The organism is Metabacillus rhizosphaerae, from assembly GCF_037201795.1.
Classification (GTDB): domain Bacteria; phylum Bacillota; class Bacilli; order Bacillales; family Bacillaceae; genus Metabacillus; species Metabacillus rhizosphaerae.
Map to the genome: position 1 here is coordinate 3362568 of NZ_CP147403.1, position 21667 is coordinate 3384234.

The 21667-nt window shown below is 37.3% G+C and carries 16 protein-coding genes and 4 pseudogenes; 18 read left to right on the forward strand and 2 right to left on the reverse strand.

Annotation, left to right across the window (positions count from 1 at the left end; genetic code table 11):
- Positions 1-506: 506 nt before the first annotated feature.
- From WCV66_RS16470 to WCV66_RS16495, 7 genes and pseudogenes are all read left to right on the forward strand, one after another.
- Positions 507-2993, forward strand: a pseudogene (locus WCV66_RS16470) (GH92 family glycosyl hydrolase); the annotation flags it as partial.
- Positions 2994-3521: 528 nt separating this feature from the next.
- On the forward strand, positions 3522-3848 hold the full coding sequence (locus WCV66_RS26845) for an FIMAH domain-containing protein (protein ID WP_413789674.1): 327 nt from the start codon (positions 3522-3524) through the stop codon (positions 3846-3848).
- Positions 3849-4057: 209 nt separating this feature from the next.
- Complete coding sequence (locus WCV66_RS16475) at positions 4058-4258, forward strand: hypothetical protein (protein ID WP_066338928.1); 201 nt, start codon at positions 4058-4060, stop codon at positions 4256-4258.
- A gap of 45 nt (positions 4259-4303) precedes the next feature.
- The gene (locus tag WCV66_RS16480) at positions 4304-6691 is read left to right on the forward strand and encodes a beta-L-arabinofuranosidase domain-containing protein (protein ID WP_338786135.1); all 2388 of its coding nucleotides are present in this window, start codon (positions 4304-4306) and stop codon (positions 6689-6691) included.
- A 479-nt stretch (positions 6692-7170) separates the two neighbouring features.
- Positions 7171-7400, forward strand: a pseudogene (locus WCV66_RS16485) (IS3 family transposase); the annotation flags it as partial.
- Between the two features lie 230 nt (positions 7401-7630).
- The gene (locus WCV66_RS16490) at positions 7631-8866 is read left to right on the forward strand and encodes an amidohydrolase (protein ID WP_338786136.1); all 1236 of its coding nucleotides are present in this window, start codon (positions 7631-7633) and stop codon (positions 8864-8866) included.
- A 17-nt stretch (positions 8867-8883) separates the two neighbouring features.
- On the forward strand, positions 8884-10104 hold the full coding sequence (locus tag WCV66_RS16495) for an amidohydrolase (protein WP_338786137.1): 1221 nt from the start codon (positions 8884-8886) through the stop codon (positions 10102-10104).
- A gap of 301 nt (positions 10105-10405) precedes the next feature.
- Here WCV66_RS16495 and WCV66_RS16500 read toward each other — a convergent pair whose 3' ends face one another.
- Positions 10406-11167, reverse strand: a complete 762-nt coding sequence (locus WCV66_RS16500) for a phytanoyl-CoA dioxygenase family protein (protein ID WP_066338901.1) — start codon at positions 11165-11167, stop codon at positions 10406-10408.
- Positions 11168-11285: 118 nt separating this feature from the next.
- Between WCV66_RS16500 and WCV66_RS16505 the strand changes: the two genes are divergently transcribed.
- Complete coding sequence (locus WCV66_RS16505) at positions 11286-12200, forward strand: AraC family transcriptional regulator (protein ID WP_338786138.1); 915 nt, start codon at positions 11286-11288, stop codon at positions 12198-12200.
- Between the two features lie 232 nt (positions 12201-12432).
- Here WCV66_RS16505 and WCV66_RS16510 read toward each other — a convergent pair.
- Positions 12433-12865: pseudogene (locus tag WCV66_RS16510) on the reverse strand (MBL fold metallo-hydrolase); the annotation flags it as partial.
- Between the two features lie 86 nt (positions 12866-12951).
- Between WCV66_RS16510 and WCV66_RS16515 the strand changes: the two are divergent.
- The 10 genes and pseudogenes from WCV66_RS16515 to WCV66_RS16560 all read left to right on the forward strand — a co-directional run bounded on the left by WCV66_RS16515 (position 12952) and on the right by WCV66_RS16560 (position 21649).
- Entirely contained in the window at positions 12952-13053 is a 102-nt protein-coding gene (locus WCV66_RS16515; RefSeq protein ID WP_413789675.1) for a hypothetical protein, read from the forward strand.
- Between the two features lie 126 nt (positions 13054-13179).
- Positions 13180-13322: pseudogene (locus WCV66_RS16520) on the forward strand (hypothetical protein); the annotation flags it as partial.
- 12 nt (positions 13323-13334) lie between these two features.
- Complete coding sequence (locus WCV66_RS16525; protein ID WP_338789572.1) at positions 13335-13469, forward strand: hypothetical protein; 135 nt, start codon at positions 13335-13337, stop codon at positions 13467-13469.
- Complete coding sequence (locus WCV66_RS16530) at positions 13470-13730, forward strand: alpha-L-rhamnosidase C-terminal domain-containing protein (protein WP_338786139.1); 261 nt, start codon at positions 13470-13472, stop codon at positions 13728-13730.
- A 301-nt stretch (positions 13731-14031) separates the two neighbouring features.
- Entirely contained in the window at positions 14032-14817 is a 786-nt protein-coding gene (locus WCV66_RS16535) for an arylamine N-acetyltransferase family protein (protein ID WP_338786140.1), read from the forward strand.
- A 319-nt stretch (positions 14818-15136) separates the two neighbouring features.
- Positions 15137-16249 carry a GntR family transcriptional regulator gene (locus WCV66_RS16540; RefSeq protein WP_083964773.1) on the forward strand — a complete coding sequence of 371 codons (1113 nt, stop codon included), beginning with the start codon at positions 15137-15139 and terminating at the stop codon, positions 16247-16249.
- Positions 16250-16437: 188 nt separating this feature from the next.
- Positions 16438-17748, forward strand: a complete 1311-nt coding sequence (locus WCV66_RS16545) for a glycoside hydrolase family 125 protein (RefSeq protein WP_338786141.1) — start codon at positions 16438-16440, stop codon at positions 17746-17748.
- A gap of 337 nt (positions 17749-18085) precedes the next feature.
- A complete protein-coding gene (locus tag WCV66_RS16550; protein WP_338786142.1) occupies positions 18086-19174 on the forward strand; it encodes a glycoside hydrolase family 76 protein in 1089 nt (362 codons plus the stop codon).
- A gap of 129 nt (positions 19175-19303) precedes the next feature.
- The gene (locus tag WCV66_RS16555; RefSeq protein WP_066332994.1) at positions 19304-20455 is read left to right on the forward strand and encodes a glycoside hydrolase family 76 protein; all 1152 of its coding nucleotides are present in this window, start codon (positions 19304-19306) and stop codon (positions 20453-20455) included.
- A 204-nt stretch (positions 20456-20659) separates the two neighbouring features.
- Positions 20660-21649, forward strand: coding sequence for an ABC transporter permease (locus tag WCV66_RS16560; protein ID WP_338786143.1), 990 nt, complete (start codon positions 20660-20662; stop codon positions 21647-21649).
- The last annotated feature ends 18 nt before the right edge of the window (positions 21650-21667 follow it).

Below are 21667 nucleotides of genomic sequence, written 5' to 3' on the forward strand. Positions count from 1 at the left end.
GTGAAAATAATGTTACTCAACCAGTTGTTTGTCCAGTCTCTGCGAGAGAAGTTGAAATAATAGACTTCTTTACTTCGTTTGAGGAAGGGGACAAACAACCTACCTGGGAAAACACTGTTGAAACTGATAGTGAAGGAAAAAAAATGGCCTCAGGTATCAAAGGTATTCCATATGATTCAATACAAGGGAATATCACTCATTTAATAGAAGAAGTTTCTGCAAGTGCAGACAAGCCGCCAAATGAAGAAGCTAATAATTTGGTGGACCACAATAAGCAAACAAAATGGCTGGCATGTGAAATTTCTAATATGAATTCAGAAATAGGGGATGGCCCGAACAGTAGTTATACAGGAAAAGCCAATGCAGGATGGACAGGAGGAAAAGCTTTACGGTATTCTGGTAGGCATGTTCCAGAATACCGAGCTTACTCTTATAATAAAGTATTTGACGTAAAGATTGCAGTTACTTCCAAGTCAAAACTTTCCTATTATCTTCATCCACAGTTTATGGATGAGGAACAAAGGGATTATTCTAGTACCTACGTATCTATCGATCTTGCATTTACTGATGGAACATATCTTAGTGAAATTGGGGCAAAGGACCAGCATGGTATTGAATTAAATCCCAAGGCACAAGGGGAATCAAATACTTTATATCCGAATCAATGGAACTATAAATCATCTGTTATAGGAAAAGTGGCCGAAGGAAAAACCATTGATCGAATTTTAGTGGCTTATGACAATCCAAAAGGTCCTGGGGTTTTTGAGGGTAGTATAGATGATATTAAAATTGAAGGGGATTCGAAAGAGGAAACATATGAAAGTCCTGTTGATTATGTAAATATTTTGAGAGGGACAAACTCAAATTCCACATTTTCTAGAGGAAACAATTTCCCGGCAGTGGCGGTTCCTCATGGGTTTAACTTCTGGACGCCAGTGACAGACGCTGGTTCTATTAGCTGGCTTTACACTTATCAACAAGCGAATAACTCGGAAAATTTACCAGAAATCCAGGCATTTTCTCTCAGTCATGAAACAAGCCCATGGATGGGAGATCGTCAGACATTCCAAGTAATGCCCTCGGCGTCAGAAAAACCTAGTGCTAACAGAAATGAACGAGCGCTTCCATTTAAACATGAAAATGAAATAGCAAAGCCGCATTATTATAGTGTTACATTTGAGAATGGTATTCAAACGGAAATGACGCCCACAAACCGTGCCGCAATGTTTAGGTTTACTTTTACTGATGGAAAATCAAATTTGATTTTTGACAATGTAAACAATAATGGTGGCTTGTCTTTATATCCAGACCAAAAGACAATCACTGGCTTTACAGATGTAAAAAGCAACCTTTCTGACGGTGCTACTAGGATGTTCGTTTATGCATCATTTGATAAGAAAGTAACTGACAGCGGGAAGTTATCTGGAGAGAACAGGGATCATGTTGCAGGCTATTTTAGTTTCAATACCTCGGGTGAGGACAAAACAGTCACAATGAAAATAGCTACGTCACTGATTAGCGTTAAGCAAGCAAAAAAGAATCTTGAACAGGATATTAAATTTGATTCTTCTTTTGAATGTTTGAAAGAAGATGCAAAAAAAGCATGGAAAGAAAAACTAAAAATACTTGAAGTGGAAGGAGCAAGCGAAGACGAACTTACCACTTTATATTCCAACATGTATCGGTTGTTCTTATATCCGAATATTGGGTATGAAAATTCGGGCACTGAAGAAAAACCTAACTATCAGTATGCTAGTCCATTTTTGGAGCAAACGGAAGAAAACACACCCACTGAGACAGGTGCCAAAATTGTTGATGGTAAGTGTTTTATCAATAATGGTTTCTGGGACACGTACAGAACGACCTGGCCAGCATACTCCTTGTTTACACCAACCATTGCCGGTGAGATGATCGATGGTTTTGTACAACATTACAAGGATGGCGGGTGGATATCGAGATGGTCTTCGCCTGGCTATGCTAATTTGATGGTTGGCACAAGTTCTGATGTTGCTTTTGCTGATGCTTATTTAAAAGGAGTAACAAATTTTGATGTGAAAGCATTTTATGAATCTGCTTTAAAGAATGCCTCCGTAGCTAGTGATAATGAGAGTGTGGGCAGAAAAGGGTTGTCCACGTCTATTTTTAATCGTTATACAAGCACTTCGACTGATGAAGGGTTGTCGTGGGCAATGGATGGTTACATCAATGACTTTGCTATTGCGAATATAGCAAAAGAGCTGGCAAAGCAGACAGATAAGTCGAATCCAGATCATAAACAGTATTGTACGGCTGCCAATTATTATTTAGAGCGAGCGCAGAACTATGTGGAAATGTTTAATTCTAATGTAAATTTCTTTATGGGAAAAGAGCCGTCAGGTGAATGGAGAACCCCTGCTGATAACTTCAATCCTGAAGTTTGGGGCGGTGATTATACAGAAACAAATGCTTGGAATATGGCATTCCACGTACCACATGATGGTCAAGGGTTGGCAAATCTATATGGAGGTAGAGATGGATTGGCGGAAAAACTGGATGCATTTTTCTCCACTCCCGAGACAGCCTCTCACCCAGGGCATTATAGCGGAAAAACTGGATAAATGCTTGAAGCTAGGGATGTAAGGATGGGAATGTACGGGCATAGTAATCAGCCTTCCCATCATATTCCTTACATGTATAACTATGCTGGACAACCAGCGAAAACGCAGGAAAAAGTTCGTGAAGTATTATCACGACTTTATCTTGGAAGTGAAATTGGCCAGGGGTATTCAGGTGATGAAGATAACGGAGAGATGTCTGCATGGTATTTGTTCAGTGCTGCAGGATTTTATCCGTTGCAAATGGGCACACCTGAATATGCAATTGGAGCACCTTATTTTAAGAAAATGACGATCACCCTTGAAAATGGGGGGAAAATAATCATCGAAGCTCCAAATGTCAGCAATGAAAATAAATACGTACAAAACCTAAAAGTAAACGATAAAAATCATGATAAGTTAACGATAGCCCATGAAACGCTGAGTAAAGGAGCCACATTGGAGTTTGAAATGGGAAGCGAGCCGTCAAAATGGGGAATAGGTGTAGACGCCTTACCTAAGTCGATCACTGATACAGCAACAAACGGTACTTCCTTGCCACCTACTACAATGTTTGATTTAACAGATCATAATGAAGGGACATCTCTTCATTCCGATGAAGGTGATGCAGAAAGGCTATTTGACAATACCTCTCAAACTAAATTGTCAATAGTAAATAATAATCCGTGGGTACAATATCGTTTCGAGAATGGACCCGAGGAAGTGTTGATGTACACGATTACTTCTGGAGAGGATAAAAAACAGGATCCAAAAAGCTGGATATTAATTGGCTCCAAAGATGGTGAAAATTGGCATATTCTAGATAAAAGAGAACATGAAAGTTTCCAATGGCGTAATTTCACCAAACCATTCAAAATTGAGAACCCTGGTGCCTATTCCTACTATAGACTTGAGGTAAAAGAAAACGGTGGAGCCACCTCTATTACTATGTCTCAAATAGAATTACTTGGTTTTAATGATTTACAGGAAAAGTTTGATCAAGTAGAATCGGTTTTTAAAAGTTATGTTGAATCGGGAGAGATTGGTGAGGTTTTGAAAAAACAATTGGATGTCAACCTTTCTCAATCGCTAGAGCAGTATCAAAAAGGATATCACAAGCAATCAGTCAAGAAATTAGGAGACTTTTCAAAGGATATAAAAAAGAATGGCAGCATTTCTGAGAAAGCAAAAGAGCAATTAAATGCTGATATCCATACGCTGATTGAAGCTGTCACAAAAGTTATAAATGGTCATAATTCTGGTATAGGAAAATGAAAGTATGATGGAGAGGTTTTTTAAGTACTATCTTAGAGGTTTCTGGTTAGAGCTAACTTCTTTTAAAACTTGTTGAAGATGCTGACATTTCTATTCTAGTAGAAAATATCGGCTTGTTGGTTGGGTTTCCGGAAATTGATTTTTCTTTCATGTGGAGCTAGTAGAGCCAAGGACAGTTGTGTTTACAAAAGGGAATAGAGGCTAACACAATGATACGAGGCTATTATGCTGGAATTAACGGTGATGGCAAAGTAACTCTTGATCAAATGAAAAACAACAAGTGGAAGGTCCTGAAAACATTGAAAGTGTTTGATCGTATCGATCCTAATAAGTTTTACCATCTGAAAGTCGTAACCAGCCAAAATACCATTAAGGTCTACGTAAACGATACTCGTACTCCAGTTATCTAATATAATGATAAAAGTCGAGTTCATTATGATAAAGGAGGAGTTAGATTGCAAATCAACCAATCTCAAGCTTCTTTTGATAATTTTATTGCAAGTGCGTTTGTGATTCCTGACAAAACCTTCAAAGAACCTGTTGCAAACAAAAACCCGCTAGTTGAGACACCGTTTACTCCGTTGCCTCTTGGTTCAATTGAAGCTAAAGGCTGGCTTCTCAAGCAACTTGAGCTTCAGCGAGACGGAGCTACAGGTTATGCGGAGGATCTGTATAGCGAATTGGGAACAGATGCAGCATGGCTTGGAGGCACAGCGCCGGAATCTGATTGGGAAAGACCTGTTTATTATTTAAAAGGCTTGATTCCTCTTGCTTATACGTTGAAAGATAAGGATCTCATCGCCACTTCTCAAAAATGGATTAACGCCATTTTGGAGAGTCAACGTGAGGATGGATTTTTCGGTCCGGCTAATGACGATTGGTGGCCTCGCATGGTAGCGCTTTATGCGCTGAAAGATTATTACGAAGCGTCGGGTGATGAACGTGTTCTTCCGTTTATGACAAACTATTTTAAGTATCAAGCCACTCATTTGCCTACTCAGCCTTTAAAGGAATGGGGGAAAATGCGGGTTGGAGATAATATAGATACTGTCGTATGGTTGTACAACCATACGGGTGACGAGTTCTTACTTGACCTGTCAGATTTGCTGGCAGGACAGGGTTATCCAATTGCAGACCTGTTTAACAATAATAAGTTTCAGGATTTTGGGGATGATTTCCATCCTACTCATACGGTTAATGTGAATGAAGCAATTAAAATGCCTGCCATTTATTACCAGCGTTCGCATTCCAAAAATGATCGCGATGCTTTTCAGGCCGGAGTGAAAAATTTATCTAATCATACTCAGATAACCGGTATGCCTTCGGGTACTGAAATGCTTGCTGGAATTTCTTCCACACAGGGAGTCGAACTTTGCGCCATTACAGAGCGGATGCAAAGTAATGAAGAAGCTGCAATGATTCTTGGCGATCCGCACATTGGAGATGCATTGGAGAAAATTGCCTTCAACTCTCTTCCTGGAGCTATGGATAAGCAAATCAAGAACCATCAATATTATTCCTTAACTAATCAAGTAGAGAGCAACTATGCAGATCATGGCTTTAAACAAAACCATTCTAACGGTATGATGCCTTCGCCAACTTCTGGTTTTGCGTGCTGCCGCTTCAATATGCATATGGGTTGGCCATATTTAGTAAAGAATATGTGGGCAGCATCTGCTGACGGAGGCATTGGGGTTATTGCATACGGGCCGAGCAAGGTATCAGTGAGGCTGAAAGATGCAAACGTTACGATTAATGAGACCACAAATTATCCGTTTGAAGATCAAATAAAATTTGACATAACAGCTTCAAAAAAGGTGCAGTTCCCACTCAAACTCCGTATTCCAGCATGGTCGGTTAGTCCTACCGTAACTGTGAATGGAGAGCCTGTGAAAGCTGTGAAAGCAGGAGAGTATGTAAGCATAGACAGAAAATGGAAGAGTGGTGACGAAATGGTTCTTCAAATGCCGATGAAGCTGAAAACGACAACATGGGTCAATAATTCCATTGGTATTGAACGCGGTCCACTTGTGTATTCCCTGCAAATGAATGAGAGCTGGCAGGTTGAAAACAAGCCGATTGCTGAAGTGCCTGGATTCAATGCGTCTGCTTTAGGCTTCAATGAGTATAGTGTAAAGGCGGAAAATCCATGGAACTACGGTTTGCTTATTGACCGGCAGCATCCAGAGAAATCTATCGATGTGATTACAGGACCAATGCCTGAGAATCCGTTTGAGCAAGCAACGACACCAGTTAAGCTGGTAGCTAAAGCGAAAAAAATCTCAACATGGGGTAAATCAGCTAATAACGTAGAAGCTGCCGAACCGCCTGTTGGACCAATTCTTTCAACAGAGCCGACTGAAAATATTGAATTGATTCCATATGGAGCGCAAAACCTGCGTATCACCTATTTCCCTGAAGTGACGGAGAGCTTGGCAGATACGGGTGCAGCCAAATATGAAGCGGAACAAGCCGACATATTCCGTGCAGAAGTAAGAACCAACGCAGCCTATGCATCTGGGAGAAGCTATGTAGGCGGAATTGATTTTGCTGAAAGCTATGTGAAGTTCAATCAAGTTGTTGTTCCTAAAGCGGGAAATTATAATGTCGATATTTGGTTTGCCAATGGAAATGGATACAATGCCTCGACAGGCAAAATGATTGTCAATGGCGAAGTACACTCGTTGAAATATCAAGGTACACATGGCTGGGGGCGCTTTATGGCCACGAAAATAGAGGTTCCTTTGAATAAAGGCACCAATACGATCATGTTCATGAAGGATCAAGGATCTTATGAACTGGATTATATTGTCGTAAGGCCATTGCAAAAGAATGGCTCTTAAATAGACAAAACAGTCAGTTGCAAATATAAATGGTATGGATAGTAGTAGAACCCAGTAATTTTATTACTAGTTCAAAGGCTGTCGAGAATCCTCGGCAGCCTTTGATTTGTCTGCCTGGAAGAAGGTGAAGGCTATAAGGTATTTCCTGAAATATGGAGGCAATAGTAACCTGTAGCTTAAGATAAGGATAAGAAGGTGACTCTTTTATCTGAAGGAAGTCAGCGGAAAACTTCCGCATAGAGGGGCACGAACCTCATACAAGACTAGGTGACATTAGGTGAGTTTGAAAATCAACATTAAGACCTAACTGCTGAATGCGCTTAAAGTGGGTAACTTTTCATTGTAAATCTACACTCATATTATCATACATGCGGACATAAGCCTGAGGAAACTGACGTTGACTGCTCTTTGATTTATGGTGATTATTATTTTGCAGAAGGAGTAGCAAGAATGCTTGGAAAAACTACTGTTTATTGGTAAGGGGAAATTTATTGGTTGACGATAATGAACCTCAAGAGTCTTCTTTGGACACTTTAAAGATGAAGCCTCTATTAAAATTTGTACAAATATAGACGAACTGAAAAATGAAATTAAGCAATATATGACTTATTACAATAATTATAGATATCAATGGAATTTAAACAATATGACCCCTTCACAATACAGGGATTATGTATCCATTACAAATGGAGTAGTTAATAAACGCTAGTTCTCCCACAAAATGTCTATATTATTTTTATAATAAATTATTTTAAGATGATATGAATAGTCTTAGGTATATATTGAAAAGAGTCCTTTCTACACAACGTGTCCTTCTTTAAGTTTTAAGCGTTAGGGTTAGAGTCAAATGCCAAGAGATAGAATATTGCTAGGATTCGTCATATGCTTGTGAGAACTAAAAAGGAGCTTCTTAATTTTATAATAGAGGAGAAAAAAGTTATGAACACATTCTGGTTAACAAATGTTGTATTAGAAACAGGATTCGTAGAGGAAGTAGGGCAAGTAACGAAAACGCAAACAGAAATCGCATATATTAAAATTGTAGACGGAAAGATGGTTGAAATTGCACAAACCGAGCCAAATGATGAGTTTCCAACTGTTAATGGTGAAGGGAAATTATTAATACCATCGTTACGAGATATGCATATTCATATTGATAAAACGTATTATGGTGGACCTTGGAAAGCAGTTAAACCGGCTCCAAAAGGAGTTCAATCTCGTATTGAAGAAGAGCAAACGATCCTTCCACAGCAATTACCATTTGCACAAGCGCGCGCAGAGAAAATGATCGAATTGCTTCTTCGTAATGGTCATACTCACATTCGTACACATTGTAATGTGGATCCTGTTATTGGACTGAAAAATTTAGAAGCAACAGTCAATGCTCTAGAAAAATACAAAGATTCCTTATCGTATGAAATTGTCGCTTTCCCACAACACGGGTTGTTAAGAAGTGACTCTGTACAGCTTGTAAGAGATGCTATGAAAAATGGTGCAACACTTGTTGGAGGAGTCGATCCTGCCACAATTGATCGTAACATTGAGAAATCATTACATACCATTTTTGATATTGCAGTAGAAGCAGGTACTGGGGTAGATATACATCTTCATGATTTGAATACTCTTGGTGCTTTCACATTTGAAAGAATGGCTCACTATACGAAGGAAGCAGGATTAAAGGGAAGAGCCACTATTAGTCACGGAAGTGCATTGGCTGATTTAGAAGGGGAAGCATTAATTGAAATGGTTTCTCTATTAACAGAGCAGCAAATCGATGTGACGACAACTGTTCCTATTACACGAGCAACCATTCCTATTCCAACATTAGACCGACTTGGTATGAACGTTTCACTTGGTCATGATAGTATTACCGATCATTGGTCTCCATTTGGTACGGGAAACACGATTAATAAAATGTCGGTATTAGCAGAGAGATTCCGTCAAATGGATGAAAAATCATTAGCTTCTATTGTAAAGTACGGTACTGGCGGAATCTCTTTACTGAACGAAGATGGAAAACGTAATTGGCCTAAAGTGGGTGATGAGGCGTCTATGATTCTAGTAGATGCTTCATGCTCTGCAGAAGCCGTTGCGAGAAGAGCAACAGTTGACTGTGTATATTTTAAAGGAAAGAGAGTAGAAAGTAAGCTACATGAATATGTTCTTTTTTCTTAAAAGAGAGGGATTATACAATGAGTGAAATAATATGGTTGAGAAACGTTCGTTTAGAAATGGGTATTGAGAAATTTGAAGATGGCTTCATTGAAACTCAAACAGGAAGCTTTGATTTAAAAATCCAAGAAGGAAGCATTGTAGAAAAGCATTCCCATCCATATGCTATTCCTTCTAATGAGAAAGTGTTGGATGCTAAAGGGCTTCTTGCTGTACCAACCTTTAAAGAAATGCATAATCATTTAGATAAAACGTATTTATCACTTGATTGGAAATCGTGTAAACCTGTTAAAAATCTTGAGCAACGACTGTATTATGAAGCATTGGAATTAAATGAACTTGTACCTACTACAAAACAACGTGCGAGCAAGATGATTAAACAAATTCTTTCTAATGGATCTACACATATCCGTACACATGTGAATATTGATCCTTATATTGGATTGAAAAATCTTGAGGGTGTTCGTGAATCGTTAGAAGATTATTCTGACAAGCTTACTTATGAAATTGTTGCATTCCCTCAGCATGGTCTTTTGCGTGATGATATGGGCTCATTAATGAAGGAAGCAATGCGATCAGGAGCACATATTGTGGGAGGTTTGGATCCAGCAGGTATTGATAAAAATATTGAAAAATCATTATATGAAGTCCTGAATCTAGCAACAGAATTCGATGCAGGTATTGATATTCACCTACACGATCACGGACATGTTGGATTTTATACGATCGACAAATTTGCTGAAATGGTTCGAGATGCAAAATGGTATAATAAAACCGCTATATCACACGCATTTAGCTTAGGTGACGTTCCGATTGAGCAAACAACAGAATTAGCTGAAACTTTAAGTGAGGTAGGAATGTCTATTATGTCTACTATTCCGATCACAAGAAATATTCCTCCTCTTGAACTTTTAGATCAAAAAGGAGTGAAGGTATATTTAGGATGTGATGGATTTTATGATTCATGGAGTCCATTCGGAAACGGTGATGTACTAGAAAAATCAATGAGATACTGTGAACGTTTCAATCGTAAAGATGAAAAAACGTTAGCACATTCATTAAAATGGGCAACAGGTGGTACTACTCCACTAAATGAACAAGGTGAAGTAGCATGGCCTTTAGAAGGTGATGAAGCGAGTCTTGTTCTATTAGAAGCAGAATGTTCCGCTGAGGCAGTGGCAAGATTGCCTAAAAGAGAAGCTGTTTTATTTAGAGGGAAAGTAGTAGCAGGTTCAATGTAATCAAAGAGATGAGGATGCCCACTGCCATAGTTAGTGGCAAAAACACATCCAAAAGAGTCAAAATCTATAAGTGAACATAGGAAAATGTACTTACTTATTACAAAAAAACACCTAAAAACAGGAAATTTAATAAAGAAAAGAGATAAGGCTGACTCAATAGCCGTTACTAACGACCTTTTGAGTCAGCCTCCTGTTTTGCAAATCACACAAATGAAAAGCAAAGAGAAAGATGAGTAATCGAGTTTGAACTCCAAATATATGGTGTTATTATACCTAGTGATTAGAATCAGCTATAATTTTACTATTTTGCCTGATATTCACGGAACGTTGGATTTTCTCCACAGACCATTAAGCCTTGTCCCCAGTTCACGTGTACATCGGCAGACGGTTTATCATCAGGGTCGCGATATTGGAAAAGTACGTTTCTACGTGGACGATCACTCCGATTACTGTCAGAGCCGTGTATTGTTAAATAATTAAAAAACAGAACGTCTCCTGCTTCTGCAGGGCATGGAGTTCCTATGGAAATCGGATATTCCTTATGATTTAAATAGTGACGCCCTACATGAGGAATAGATCCTTCTTTATGAGATTTTGGTATGACTCTTAGACATCCATTTTCCAAGTCTGCATCATCAAGATGAACACTGGCTGCCATCATGGTATGACTTTCATGAGGAAAATACGGATGATCCTGATGCATAGGAAAAGCAGCTCCCTTTTCAGGTGGTTTAACAAGCATTTTGGAGTGATGTAATTGAACATTCGGTCCGATTAACTTTTGTAAAATAGAGACCATATTTGGATGGATAACGGCTTTAGTGAAAGATGAATCATGATAATGAACGTCATGAAACCCTTTCAAAACAAGTTTTTTTAACTCGTTTGGTGGAATGTACTCCCCTTGCCAAGCGGCATTTCGATCAAGTTTTGCATTGGCTGCACGCTGAATAATTTGTTCAACGGCATTTTTCATTTCTTCTACTTCACCTTTGTTAAAAACCCCTTTAACAAGTAAGTATCCATTTTCTTTGTAAAATTCAGCATCCTTTAATGTAATCATAATATTTACCACCTTTAAGTTTAATAGTTTACTTGTTATCATAATAATGAATTATTAGTTTCTAGTCTTTATCATAAGAGGCTACTTTTTTGTCTTATGAAGACACGGAGGGATATTTATGATAATCCAATCTTGTAAACGCAGTGAAGGAATATTGAATCAATATGCAATGGGGCCATTTGGAGAAGAAGTTACCTTTAAGGTGCTTTATTGGGGGGTTAATCCAAAACATTATGACAATCCGTTGCATAAGCATTCATTTTTTGAAGTTTGTTATGTACTTAGTGGAGAAGGATTATATAAAGACATGGATGAACAATATCCATTAAAGAAAGGTACTGTTTTTTTATCACGTCCAAACAATCAACATCAAATTTTAAGTGAAACTGGTCTTTTTCTCGTGTATATTGCTTTTGATATCTTACATGAAAACTCAAAGGATGATGCCAATAGTATGATTAGTCAATTAGCGGGAACAAATAAATTTTATGTCTGTGGTGCGGATGATTCTCCGACAGCGTTAATTTGGAGAGCGTTGGTAGCCCATACGTCAAACGGTGGTGCAGACGATAATAACTTCATTTCCAATATGGCACACACACTCATCCTGTCTTTTACCTCTATGTTTTCCGAAGCTAGTCAGAAAAGTCAGGAAAAATTGTTTGCAAATAGTTCTTCAACACTTTTATATCAAGCAAAGTTGTTTATTCAAGATAACTTATCAGAACCATTGAAGCTAGAACATGTTGCCAACTATCTTCACATTTCCAGTCGTCACTTATCAAGGCTCTTTTCCAAAGAACTGACTGAAAGTTTCTCCAACTATATTCGTAAGGAAAGGGTAAGGGAGGCGACCCGTCTGCTTGAAACGACAAGCATGTCAATTAAAGAAATAGCTGATGTTACCGGCTTTGGATCAGTGCATTACTTTACACGTGTATTTACGACGATGATGAATGTCTCACCTGCAAAGTATCGCAATGATTTCGAAATAATCGTTGAAAAGAGAGAAGTTCTGGAGAGGAATGTATAAAAATTCTTTTACCTGATAATTCCAATAGATTCGAAAAACTTTTGAAAGCGTTTTAATTAACTGTTACTATATTACTTAACAGTTAATATTTCTTATCTCCCTCATTTTTACATTATACTCTAGTAGAATAAACTGGTCATAGCAACAGTACAAAATGTGTATGAAAATACTTGCGAATTAGTTCTCGCATGAAAATAACGTTTATGGTCCAGTTATTAGTAGTTCAGTGTTTTTAATTAATATATCGTCCATAATCTGGGATTGCGTTCTGATCAAATTCCTTCACTAATTTCTTGAGACCTTTTGAAAGTTTGTTACAGGACAATGGTTGTCCGTGCCCTGTAATTGCCAATGCAGGCTTCAATGCTTCTAATTTTATAACGGATTCCTTCGCAGCATCCCAATCTGTAGTTAAATATCTCGGACGGCCACTGATTTCTAATTCTTGAGTTAATACATTGAACAGCGACTCTTGTTTCACCGTAACAAAAGCATCACCTGTAATAAGGGAACGGTCCTTTTCTCGGAACAGCGAAATCGGAAGGAATAGTCTCTACATGGGTTCCTAATTCAATAGGTTCATTCGGAACTAACGGCGATATTTTGGCAACTAGTCCTACCTCAACTGACCCATCATGCTCTGGATAATTTAATTCCCCAGTTAAAATTCTTGTCAAGTTTTTCAAAACTTAACTAAGTTGTGTCCATGAAACTATACTAGCATCATGATGCATACTTAAAGGCAATTGAAATAAAGCTAGATAGACACTTTATTGAAATGTTAAGGAATGAATTAGAACATAGAGGCATTTATGAACACTCGATAAGTGTTCTTTTTGTTGAACTTAGTTGAAGGGTATAGTGGATAGTTTCGGTAGTAAGTGATTAGAGGGGGTGTCAATATGAAGGTGGTTCTCGCGCAATAAACCACCTCATTAGGCTACTAACAACTGGTTTCGTTGGTACACCATATCTATGCATAGCGTTATCGGAAAATGGTTATCACTGTACCGCGGAAAAGCTGCTTCTTCAGGAAACCTATCCTTCTTGGTTGTACTCGATTAAAAAGGTGCAACGACCATCTGGGAGCATTGGGATGGTATTAAAGAGGATGGTTCATTCTGGAGTGATGATATGAACTCGTTTAATCATTATGCCTACGGTGCTATAGGAGATTGGATGTACCGATATGTTGCAGGGTTAGACATAGATGAAAAAGAGTCAGCGTATAAGCGAATTCGTATTAATCCAAGAATGAGTGCTAAATAAATGACATATGCACGTGCTACACTTCAATCGATGTATGGAAGAATTGTCTCTGCATGGAATATTACCCATAATGGAGTTACAGTTGAAGTGGAGGTACCAGTTAACACAACTGCATATATTACTCTACCAAATGCTAAAATTAATGGTGTAAAAGAAAATGGTATAGAATTATATCAAGCAGAAGGTATCCTTGAAATAACTGAAAATGAAGATGGTGTAGAAGTTGAAGTTGGTCCAGGATCTAATCGATTTGGCTATTGATAAAAGTAATAAACCATATTGACTTATATCATTGACTTGATAGTTAATGAAAAACATTAATCTAAGATTGGAACCGTATGTGTTTAGCAAAAATAATGATGAAGATAGAGAAATCCCTTTTCATTGATTGAAGATCTCTCTTCCAAGGGCCCATTCATTTTAGAATGGGTTTTTGTTCTTTTTCTAACTGAATGCTTGAGAAAGTGCTGCTTCATTTGAAAAATTACCAGTGTAAGCCTATAATTGCCTAGCAAATAATCACAATTATTTGTAGATTCAAGGAAAAAAGGAGACACCATCTATGAAAAACGTCAATGCATTATTTCGGAACAAAATTGGATTTTCTAAAGATGAAACAATAACGTTTGAGAAGTTAGATGAAATACTAGAAAAAACGGCTAAAGCCATACCATTTGAAAACTTAAGTATTCTCTCAAAAAAGTCTAAAACATTAACAAAAGAAAATTTGGTAGATAAAATCATGATAAGAAACGAAGGTGGGCTTTGCTATGATCTAAATTCATTGCTCTATTTATTCTTAGTTGAAAATGGTTTCGATGTATCCTTAATTCGTGGAATTATCTATGATCATGGCGGCCAACGATGGAATACAATTGGGAACACACATGTTGTAATCATTATGACTTATCATGATCAACTTTACTTAATAGATACAGGCTTTGGGGGAAATCTCCCATTAAAACCAGTTCCTTTTACTGGAGAGATTGTCAACTCTAAAACCGGAGAATTCCGAGTTGAGAAAATCGAAAGCGAGCATGGCGACCATATGTTGTTCTTGAAATTACATGACAAAGATAAGAATTGGAAGATAGGATATGCTTTCCAGTCAACAGAAACGATTAAAAACATTTCAGAATTAGATGAAGTTCAAAGGATAATCAAAGTGCATCAGGATTCCCCATTTAATAAACAGCCTTTACTTACCATGCTGACAGACAATGGGAGCGTGACCTTAACTGAAACCTCCTTTACCAAATGGGTGGAAGGAAAAGTGGAGAAAGTTGAAATTGATCAAAATGATTTTAAAGAAATTTCAAAGGATTACTTTGGCATTGAGATTGATTGATGACTTCAAGAAAATCCTATAAAAAGTCACTACTTAGGATTGAACGAATTGGTATGAGGAGAACCCATAAATGAATAAGCGTTTTAGAAAAATAATCGACTGAGGGGTAGTAAAACAACCTCCCAATTATGTTTTAATATATCCCACTTTCCCTCTTTTTCATGTTATATAAGTATATATACGTAATATGATATTTGTTTTTGACAACAATGGTGAAAGTGTAATAGTAGATTTTACTTAGATAATATAATATTATATATTTTAACCGGTTGCTGATTAAAAAGTTAACTACTATGATGATTATTGAAAGTGGAAGAAGGTGTTGAAATCGGCAAAACCGATCTATGAACAAATATATGAAACAATTAAGACAGCCATTGCTGAAGGGAAGTATAAAGAAGGTGAACGTATTCCTTCTGAAAAGGAATTGGCTGATTCATGGAATGTGAGTGTAATTACTCCTAGAAAGTCATTAGAAATGTTAGCATCTGAAGGATTAATATTTCGACAGGTTGGAAGAGGTTCATTTGTGAAGGAACCTGCTAATAATGAAATGAAGGTTGTACCTTCCTCCCGAAATAAGCCAGTTATTGGAGTGATAATGACTGACTTTGATGAAAGTTATGGGATCGGACTGTTAAATGGCATTGAGCATGCTGCGGAAGAACGGGCATTTATTCTATTACGACGCTCATTTGGAAGCGTAGATAAAGAACAAGCCGCCATTCGTGAATTTATGGAGCTTGGAGTGGATGGATTAATTATTCTGCCATCACGGGCAACCTTTTTTAACTCGGAAATTTTGAAGTTAATCGTTGATCAGTTTCCATTTGTTCTTGTCGATCGTTATTTAAAAGGCGTGGCAGCTGCAGCAGTGGGTACGGATAATATTGGAGCAGCTAAAAAAGGAACAGAATATTTATTTGACCTTGGACATCAGACAATAACTTTATTAAGTCCTCCACCTGTAAGCGCTACAGCTGTCGAAGATCGCATTGAGGGTTTTATTCGAGCACATGTGGAAAAAGGTTTAACCAAAACCCCTCTCATGCTAACTGAAGTTATTTCAACGTTGCCAGATTCCTTCAAGGAGGCCAATATTGCTAAAGACCTAAAAATGATTAAGGATCATTTGCAGAAGCAAAAGAATATTACAGCGTTTTTCGCGATAGAGTACAATATTGCTCTTCTAGCAAAACAAGCGGTAGAAGAACTGGGGTTATCCGTTCCTAGGGATATTTCGATTCTTTGTTTTGATAGTCCTCCATTTAAACCAGGTGCTTTTACTTTTACACATTTGCTTCAGGATCAAGAAAAAATGGGGCAGCTAGCTGTAGAACAATTACTAGGTTTAAAGAATAGTGTCAGGAGCTTACAAACGACTTTATTACACACCAAATTAATCAATGGTCAATCAACTAGGAAAATATAGAAAATTAACCAAAAAAAAACGAAAGCATAGGCGAAAAAGCCTATGCTATTTTTATGTATAAAATATATTAATCTATATGAATCTATATGAATATATATGAATATATATATATTTTATATATAAAATATATTGACCTTTATTATTAATATGTATATTATTATAGTTAATTCTAACAGTGGAGGAAACACATGGAAAAACAACTATTTGATAAAACAGCGGTTGAGTTATTTACACGTAAAATTGACGAGCAGCTATCTGCTCGTCCGAAGGCGGCTGAATTATTCAGAAATTGTTTCAAAGATACACTTGATCGTACATTGAATCGCTTAGATAATGGCGGGGTGTTTGTGGTTACAGGGGATATTCCGGCAATGTGGCTACGAGATTCATCTGCTCAGCTGAGACCATATATAAGATTAGCTAAGCAAGATGTGCAGGTAAGCTTATTGATTGAAGGTGTGATTAAGCAACAGATTAAATATATTTTACATGATCCTTACGCGAATGCATTTAATGAGACTGAAAATGGAAATGGTCATCAAGATGATCAAACAGATATGTCCCCGATGGTTTGGGAAAGAAAATATGAAATTGATTCATTGTGCTACCCTATCCAGCTAGCTTATCTATATTGGAAGCAAACTGATAACAAAAATATATTTGATCATGCATTTCTAAAAGCACTTTATTCGATCATTGAGGTCTGGATCACGGAACAGGATCATGAAAATCGATCAGCCTACAGATTTGAAAGATTTCATTGTCCTGACTCTGACACACTTTCGAGAAATGGAAAGGGGACAGAAACAAGGCCGATTGGGATGACGTGGTCAGGATTCCGTCCAAGTGATGATGCGTGCAAATATGGGTATTTAATTCCGTCTAATATGTTTGCGAGTGTTGTATTAGGTTATATTGCAGAAATTGCAGAAGATATTTATAACAATACCGCCTTAAAAACGAAGGCCAACGTACTAAAAGCTGAAATCGAGCAAGGCATTAAAAAGTATGGAATATATGAACACCCTGTATACGGAAAAATGTATGCGTATGAAACAGATGGGTTGGGGAATTACAACTTGATGGATGATGCAAATGTTCCAAGTTTACTATCTATGCCATTTCTAGGTTATTGTAAAGCGGATGATGAAATCTATCAAAATACTCGAGCTTTTCTCCTCAGTGAACAGAATCCGTATTATTATGTTGGGAAAGCTGCATCAGGTATTGGAAGTCCGCACACCCCACAACACTATATATGGCATATTGCCTTGGCAATCCAAGGTTTGACGGCTGTTTCACTTGAAGAAAAGGATAGGATATTAAATTTGTTGGAAAAAACCGACGGAGATACAGGGCTTATGCATGAGGGATTTCATGCTGATGATCCGACGGAATTTACTCGCTCTTGGTTCTCATGGGCTAATGCTATGTATTGTGAGTTTGTCATTGATTTTTGTGAAAACTCTCTTAAAAAAGGCGAAAAAGTAGAATTGTAGTTTACTAGACATCATTCTATAACCTGTAGTGGATCGTCATTTTGCGGTGACGATCCAGAAAAAAATTATTTCATGACTACCTTGATACTTGTTATCTTGCTTAGAAGAAAAATGAAAACTTTGTAAATCCTGATCTATTTTGCTTACATATTTTAAATCTAAACATGGGGTTTTAGTATCCAATAAGCTGATTTTTCAAAATGGATTAAACAAGTTGAAAACAAAAATGCAAGCGTTTACTTATGGGTTTTTACTTATTGACTATAGTACTGTCGCAAAACCATCTAGTCACTAATGTGAGATTTTAATTCCGATAATATAGGAGGGTTTTAAACGAATGGAATTAGTAAATGGAGAAAAAATGAATTATCAGGAAATGGCTGAACAAACGTACCATGCTTTACTAAATAGGTTTTTCCTTAAACATGAGGGCCTTTATCTTGAACATTATCAAAAGAAGGAAGAGGATCAAGAAGTTTCATTTTTATGGCCTTATTCCGGTGTTATTTCTGCAATTAATGCTCTTGCAAAGATGCCTAGTATTGGTAAACAGTATTACCATGATTTAATCAATGTCCTCGATGGACTTGAAAAGTACTGGAATGAACAAAGTAAGCCTGAAGCGTATGATTCATACGTGATTAAATATGGTGGTGGTCAGCAGTTTTATGATGATAATGAATGGTTAGGGCTAGATTTTATTGAAGCATATCACACATTAGGTGATAAGAAATATTTACAAAAGGCGAAAATGATGTTTGATTTTGCGATCAGCGGATGGTCGGAAGATAAAGGGGGTGGTATTTACTGGAATACTGATAAAAAAACAAGAAATACTTGTTCGAATGGTCCTGCAGCAGTTTTAGCTATTCAGCTTTATGAAGTAACGGGTGATATGAAGTATCTTGATTGGGCCATAAAAATTTTGAAATGGACAAAGCAGTTAGAATCACCAAATGAAGGGATATACTGGGACAACATTCGAGAGGATGGGAGCATTGATCAAACGACGTACACTTATAACGTAGGAACTATTATTCATTCCAATGCTTTGCTTTATAAACTGACAAATGAAGATATCTATTTAATAGAAGCATCTCGTTTAGCTGAGTCAAGCTTAGAGTACTTTTTAAAAAAGAAAAATGATCTTTCATTTGCTGTTTTCCCAGATTCTCCATGGTTTAATGTAATTTTATTCAAGGGATACTTAGCCTTATATCATGCAGATCCTAGCCGTAATCGTATGTATATTAATGCAATACAGGCAAATGTCAATTATGCATGGAAACACGCAAGGGATGAGAATGGACTTTTCAGCAAGGATTGGACGGGGGAAAAAGGTGTTTCACAAGAACATAAATGGTTATTAGATCAAGCTCCTATGATTGAATTTTATGCACTGTTAACCCTTACTGAATTGATATAACTGAATATTCAATTTTATCTATTAGGGAAAGGGATTTAGAGGTGTAAGAGAATAGAATTCTGTGAAAAATTTTATTGCATGTTTTAAAACGGATACTTACAATCGAACCATACTTTAGGGGGAATAAAAATGAAGAAACCGTTGTTCATTTTAACCATCTTATCATTTTTGATCGTTTCCGTAGCATTTCCCAATTCGGAAGCTAATGCTGCATCCCATCAAAAGAAAAATATGGAGCGTGCCATTGATTCATATGAGGCGCTGCAAAAATACTTTTATCAGTCAGACTCTAAGCTTTACCTTGAGGAATACCCGCATAATGGCGGTAACCCATACTCTTATGTATGGCCATTCTCACGTGCGATGGCAGCAACAATTGATATGTCTCAACTAAAAAAAGTTGGAGAGAGTTACGAGGATGATGTTCAGGATCGTTTGCAGGGTCTTGAGCTGTATTGGAATAATGAAACAGACCCAGTTGGTTATGATTCCTACGTCCGCCCGCCTTTTGGCAATGGTGGAGATAAATTTTATGATGACAACCATTGGCTTGGACTCAATTTTATTAAAATATACGATGCGACAGGTGATGAAGCAGCATTAAATCGAGCGAAACAAATATTCGACCTTGCTGTCCATGGATGGGATGACAATCCTGCACATCCTTGTTCAGGTGGAGTATTTTGGACACAAGCTCCATGGAGTAATGATAGAAATACTATTTCAAATGCTCCAGCTGCTGAGATTGGATTGTTGTTATACGACATTACAGGGGACACGTATTATTTAGATTGGTCTAAGAAAATGTATGACTGGGTAAATGGTTGTATGTTGGCGCCGAATGGATTGTACTGGGATCATATTGATCTTGAAGGGAATATTAATAAAAGACAGTGGACCTATAATCAAGGAGTCATGTTAGGGGCTAGTGTACTGTTTTACAAGGCGACTGGCGACAGCTCTTATTTGGAAAGAGCAGAAGATATCGCTGATAAGGCACTCGAACATTATGGGAATTCTCGTATTTATTCCGATCCACCATACTTCAACTCTATCTTTTTAAAGAATCTTTTACTGTTAGAAACAGTAAATCACAATAATAAATATCGTAAATTTATGCAGGCATATGCAGATGAAATGTGGGAAACGGTTCGTAATCCAGATACTGGCTTGTTTGAATTAGACCCTAATCGTTCTGTCTCACTCTTAGAACAGTCTGCAATGGTTGAGATTTATGCAAACCTCGCTACTAAGGGATCAATATTGAATATTGACAAGTAACCTATATTTTAGTGTGTAGAATAGAATCTACTTCAGTACAGACATTGGGGTATACGGAAACGAGTATCCCCAATGATTGTATTTTAAGATTTTACATAGAATTAAGACATGTTACTAGTATTTTTGAGAAATCTATGAATCTACTTGGCGTCGCTGAGTTTTAGCTTACCTTGGTATTGAATGCTCTAAAGAGGGAGGGATCTTATGAAGTCAGGGTTGAATACATCATCATCTAATAATGCACCACTTTTTTCATCAAAAAGCAAGAAAGAAATCAGAAGAGAGAAACGAAGAACTACATTGAAAAATATTGCCACAAGCTGGGAATTATATGTTTTTCTTTTACCTGCTTTTCTATATTTTTTAATTTTCCATTATGTTCCTTTATATGGACTTCTAATTGCATTTAAAGACTTTAACCCTGCGTTAGGGGTTTGGGATAGTCCGTGGGTTGGATTTATGTGGTTTGAAGATTTCTTTAGTTCTTACTATTTTTGGGATTTGATAAAAAATACCATTGGAATCAGTCTTTATTCGCTTATTGTTGGCTTTCCAATGCCGATTATTTTAGCATTAGCATTTAATGAAGTGAAGGACGGCTTATTTAAACGGGGATTACAAACAATTACATATGCACCTCATTTTATTTCCCTCGTTGTTATGGTGGGTATGATCATTTCATTTCTTTCACCTCAAACTGGCTTAATTAATCATATCCTAGGTTTGTTTGGAGTTGAACCGATTGATTTTATGCAGGATCCAGGTTGGTTTAAGACAGTTTTCGTGTTTTCTGGTGTATGGCAAGGTATGGGATGGGGAGCAATCATCTATATAGCGGCATTGTCTGGTGTAGATCCACAACTTCATGAATCTGCAAAAGTGGACGGGGCATCAAGGTTGCAACGAATTTGGCATATTAACATTCCTGCATTACTTCCGACGATTATCATTTTGTTTATCCTAGATATGGGGAGTTTATTGTCGGTAGGGTTTCAAAAGATTTTACTTATGCAAAATGATTTAAATATGGAATCCTCTGATGTCATTGCAACCTTTGTCTATCGTACTGGTATTCTTGACGCACAGTATAGTTACTCTACTGCTGTTGGATTGTTCGATGCAGTCATTAATGCAACAATTCTCGTCATCGTTAATCAGATTGCTAGAAAACGAAGTGAGACAAGTCTATGGTAACCAGAGAGGGGATTAAAA

What these genes read in the sequence shown, in the direction of transcription:
- WCV66_RS26845 (WP_413789674.1), top strand. Translation starts at nt 3,522, where the DNA reads ATGTCTCAAATAGAATTACTTGGTTTTAATGATTTACAGGAAAAGTTT.
- WCV66_RS16475 (WP_066338928.1), top strand. Translation starts at nt 4,058, where the DNA reads ATGATACGAGGCTATTATGCTGGAATTAACGGTGATGGCAAAGTAACT.
- WCV66_RS16490 (WP_338786136.1), top strand. Translation starts at nt 7,631, where the DNA reads ATGAACACATTCTGGTTAACAAATGTTGTATTAGAAACAGGATTCGTA.
- WCV66_RS16495 (WP_338786137.1), top strand. Translation starts at nt 8,884, where the DNA reads ATGAGTGAAATAATATGGTTGAGAAACGTTCGTTTAGAAATGGGTATT.
- WCV66_RS16500 (WP_066338901.1), bottom strand. Translation starts at nt 11,167, where the DNA reads ATGATTACATTAAAGGATGCTGAATTTTACAAAGAAAATGGATACTTA.
- WCV66_RS16505 (WP_338786138.1), top strand. Translation starts at nt 11,286, where the DNA reads ATGATAATCCAATCTTGTAAACGCAGTGAAGGAATATTGAATCAATAT.
- WCV66_RS16525 (WP_338789572.1), top strand. Translation starts at nt 13,335, where the DNA reads ATGAACTCGTTTAATCATTATGCCTACGGTGCTATAGGAGATTGGATG.
- WCV66_RS16530 (WP_338786139.1), top strand. Translation starts at nt 13,470, where the DNA reads ATGACATATGCACGTGCTACACTTCAATCGATGTATGGAAGAATTGTC.
- WCV66_RS16535 (WP_338786140.1), top strand. Translation starts at nt 14,032, where the DNA reads ATGAAAAACGTCAATGCATTATTTCGGAACAAAATTGGATTTTCTAAA.
- WCV66_RS16545 (WP_338786141.1), top strand. Translation starts at nt 16,438, where the DNA reads ATGGAAAAACAACTATTTGATAAAACAGCGGTTGAGTTATTTACACGT.
- WCV66_RS16550 (WP_338786142.1), top strand. Translation starts at nt 18,086, where the DNA reads ATGGAATTAGTAAATGGAGAAAAAATGAATTATCAGGAAATGGCTGAA.
- WCV66_RS16555 (WP_066332994.1), top strand. Translation starts at nt 19,304, where the DNA reads ATGAAGAAACCGTTGTTCATTTTAACCATCTTATCATTTTTGATCGTT.
- WCV66_RS16560 (WP_338786143.1), top strand. Translation starts at nt 20,660, where the DNA reads ATGAAGTCAGGGTTGAATACATCATCATCTAATAATGCACCACTTTTT.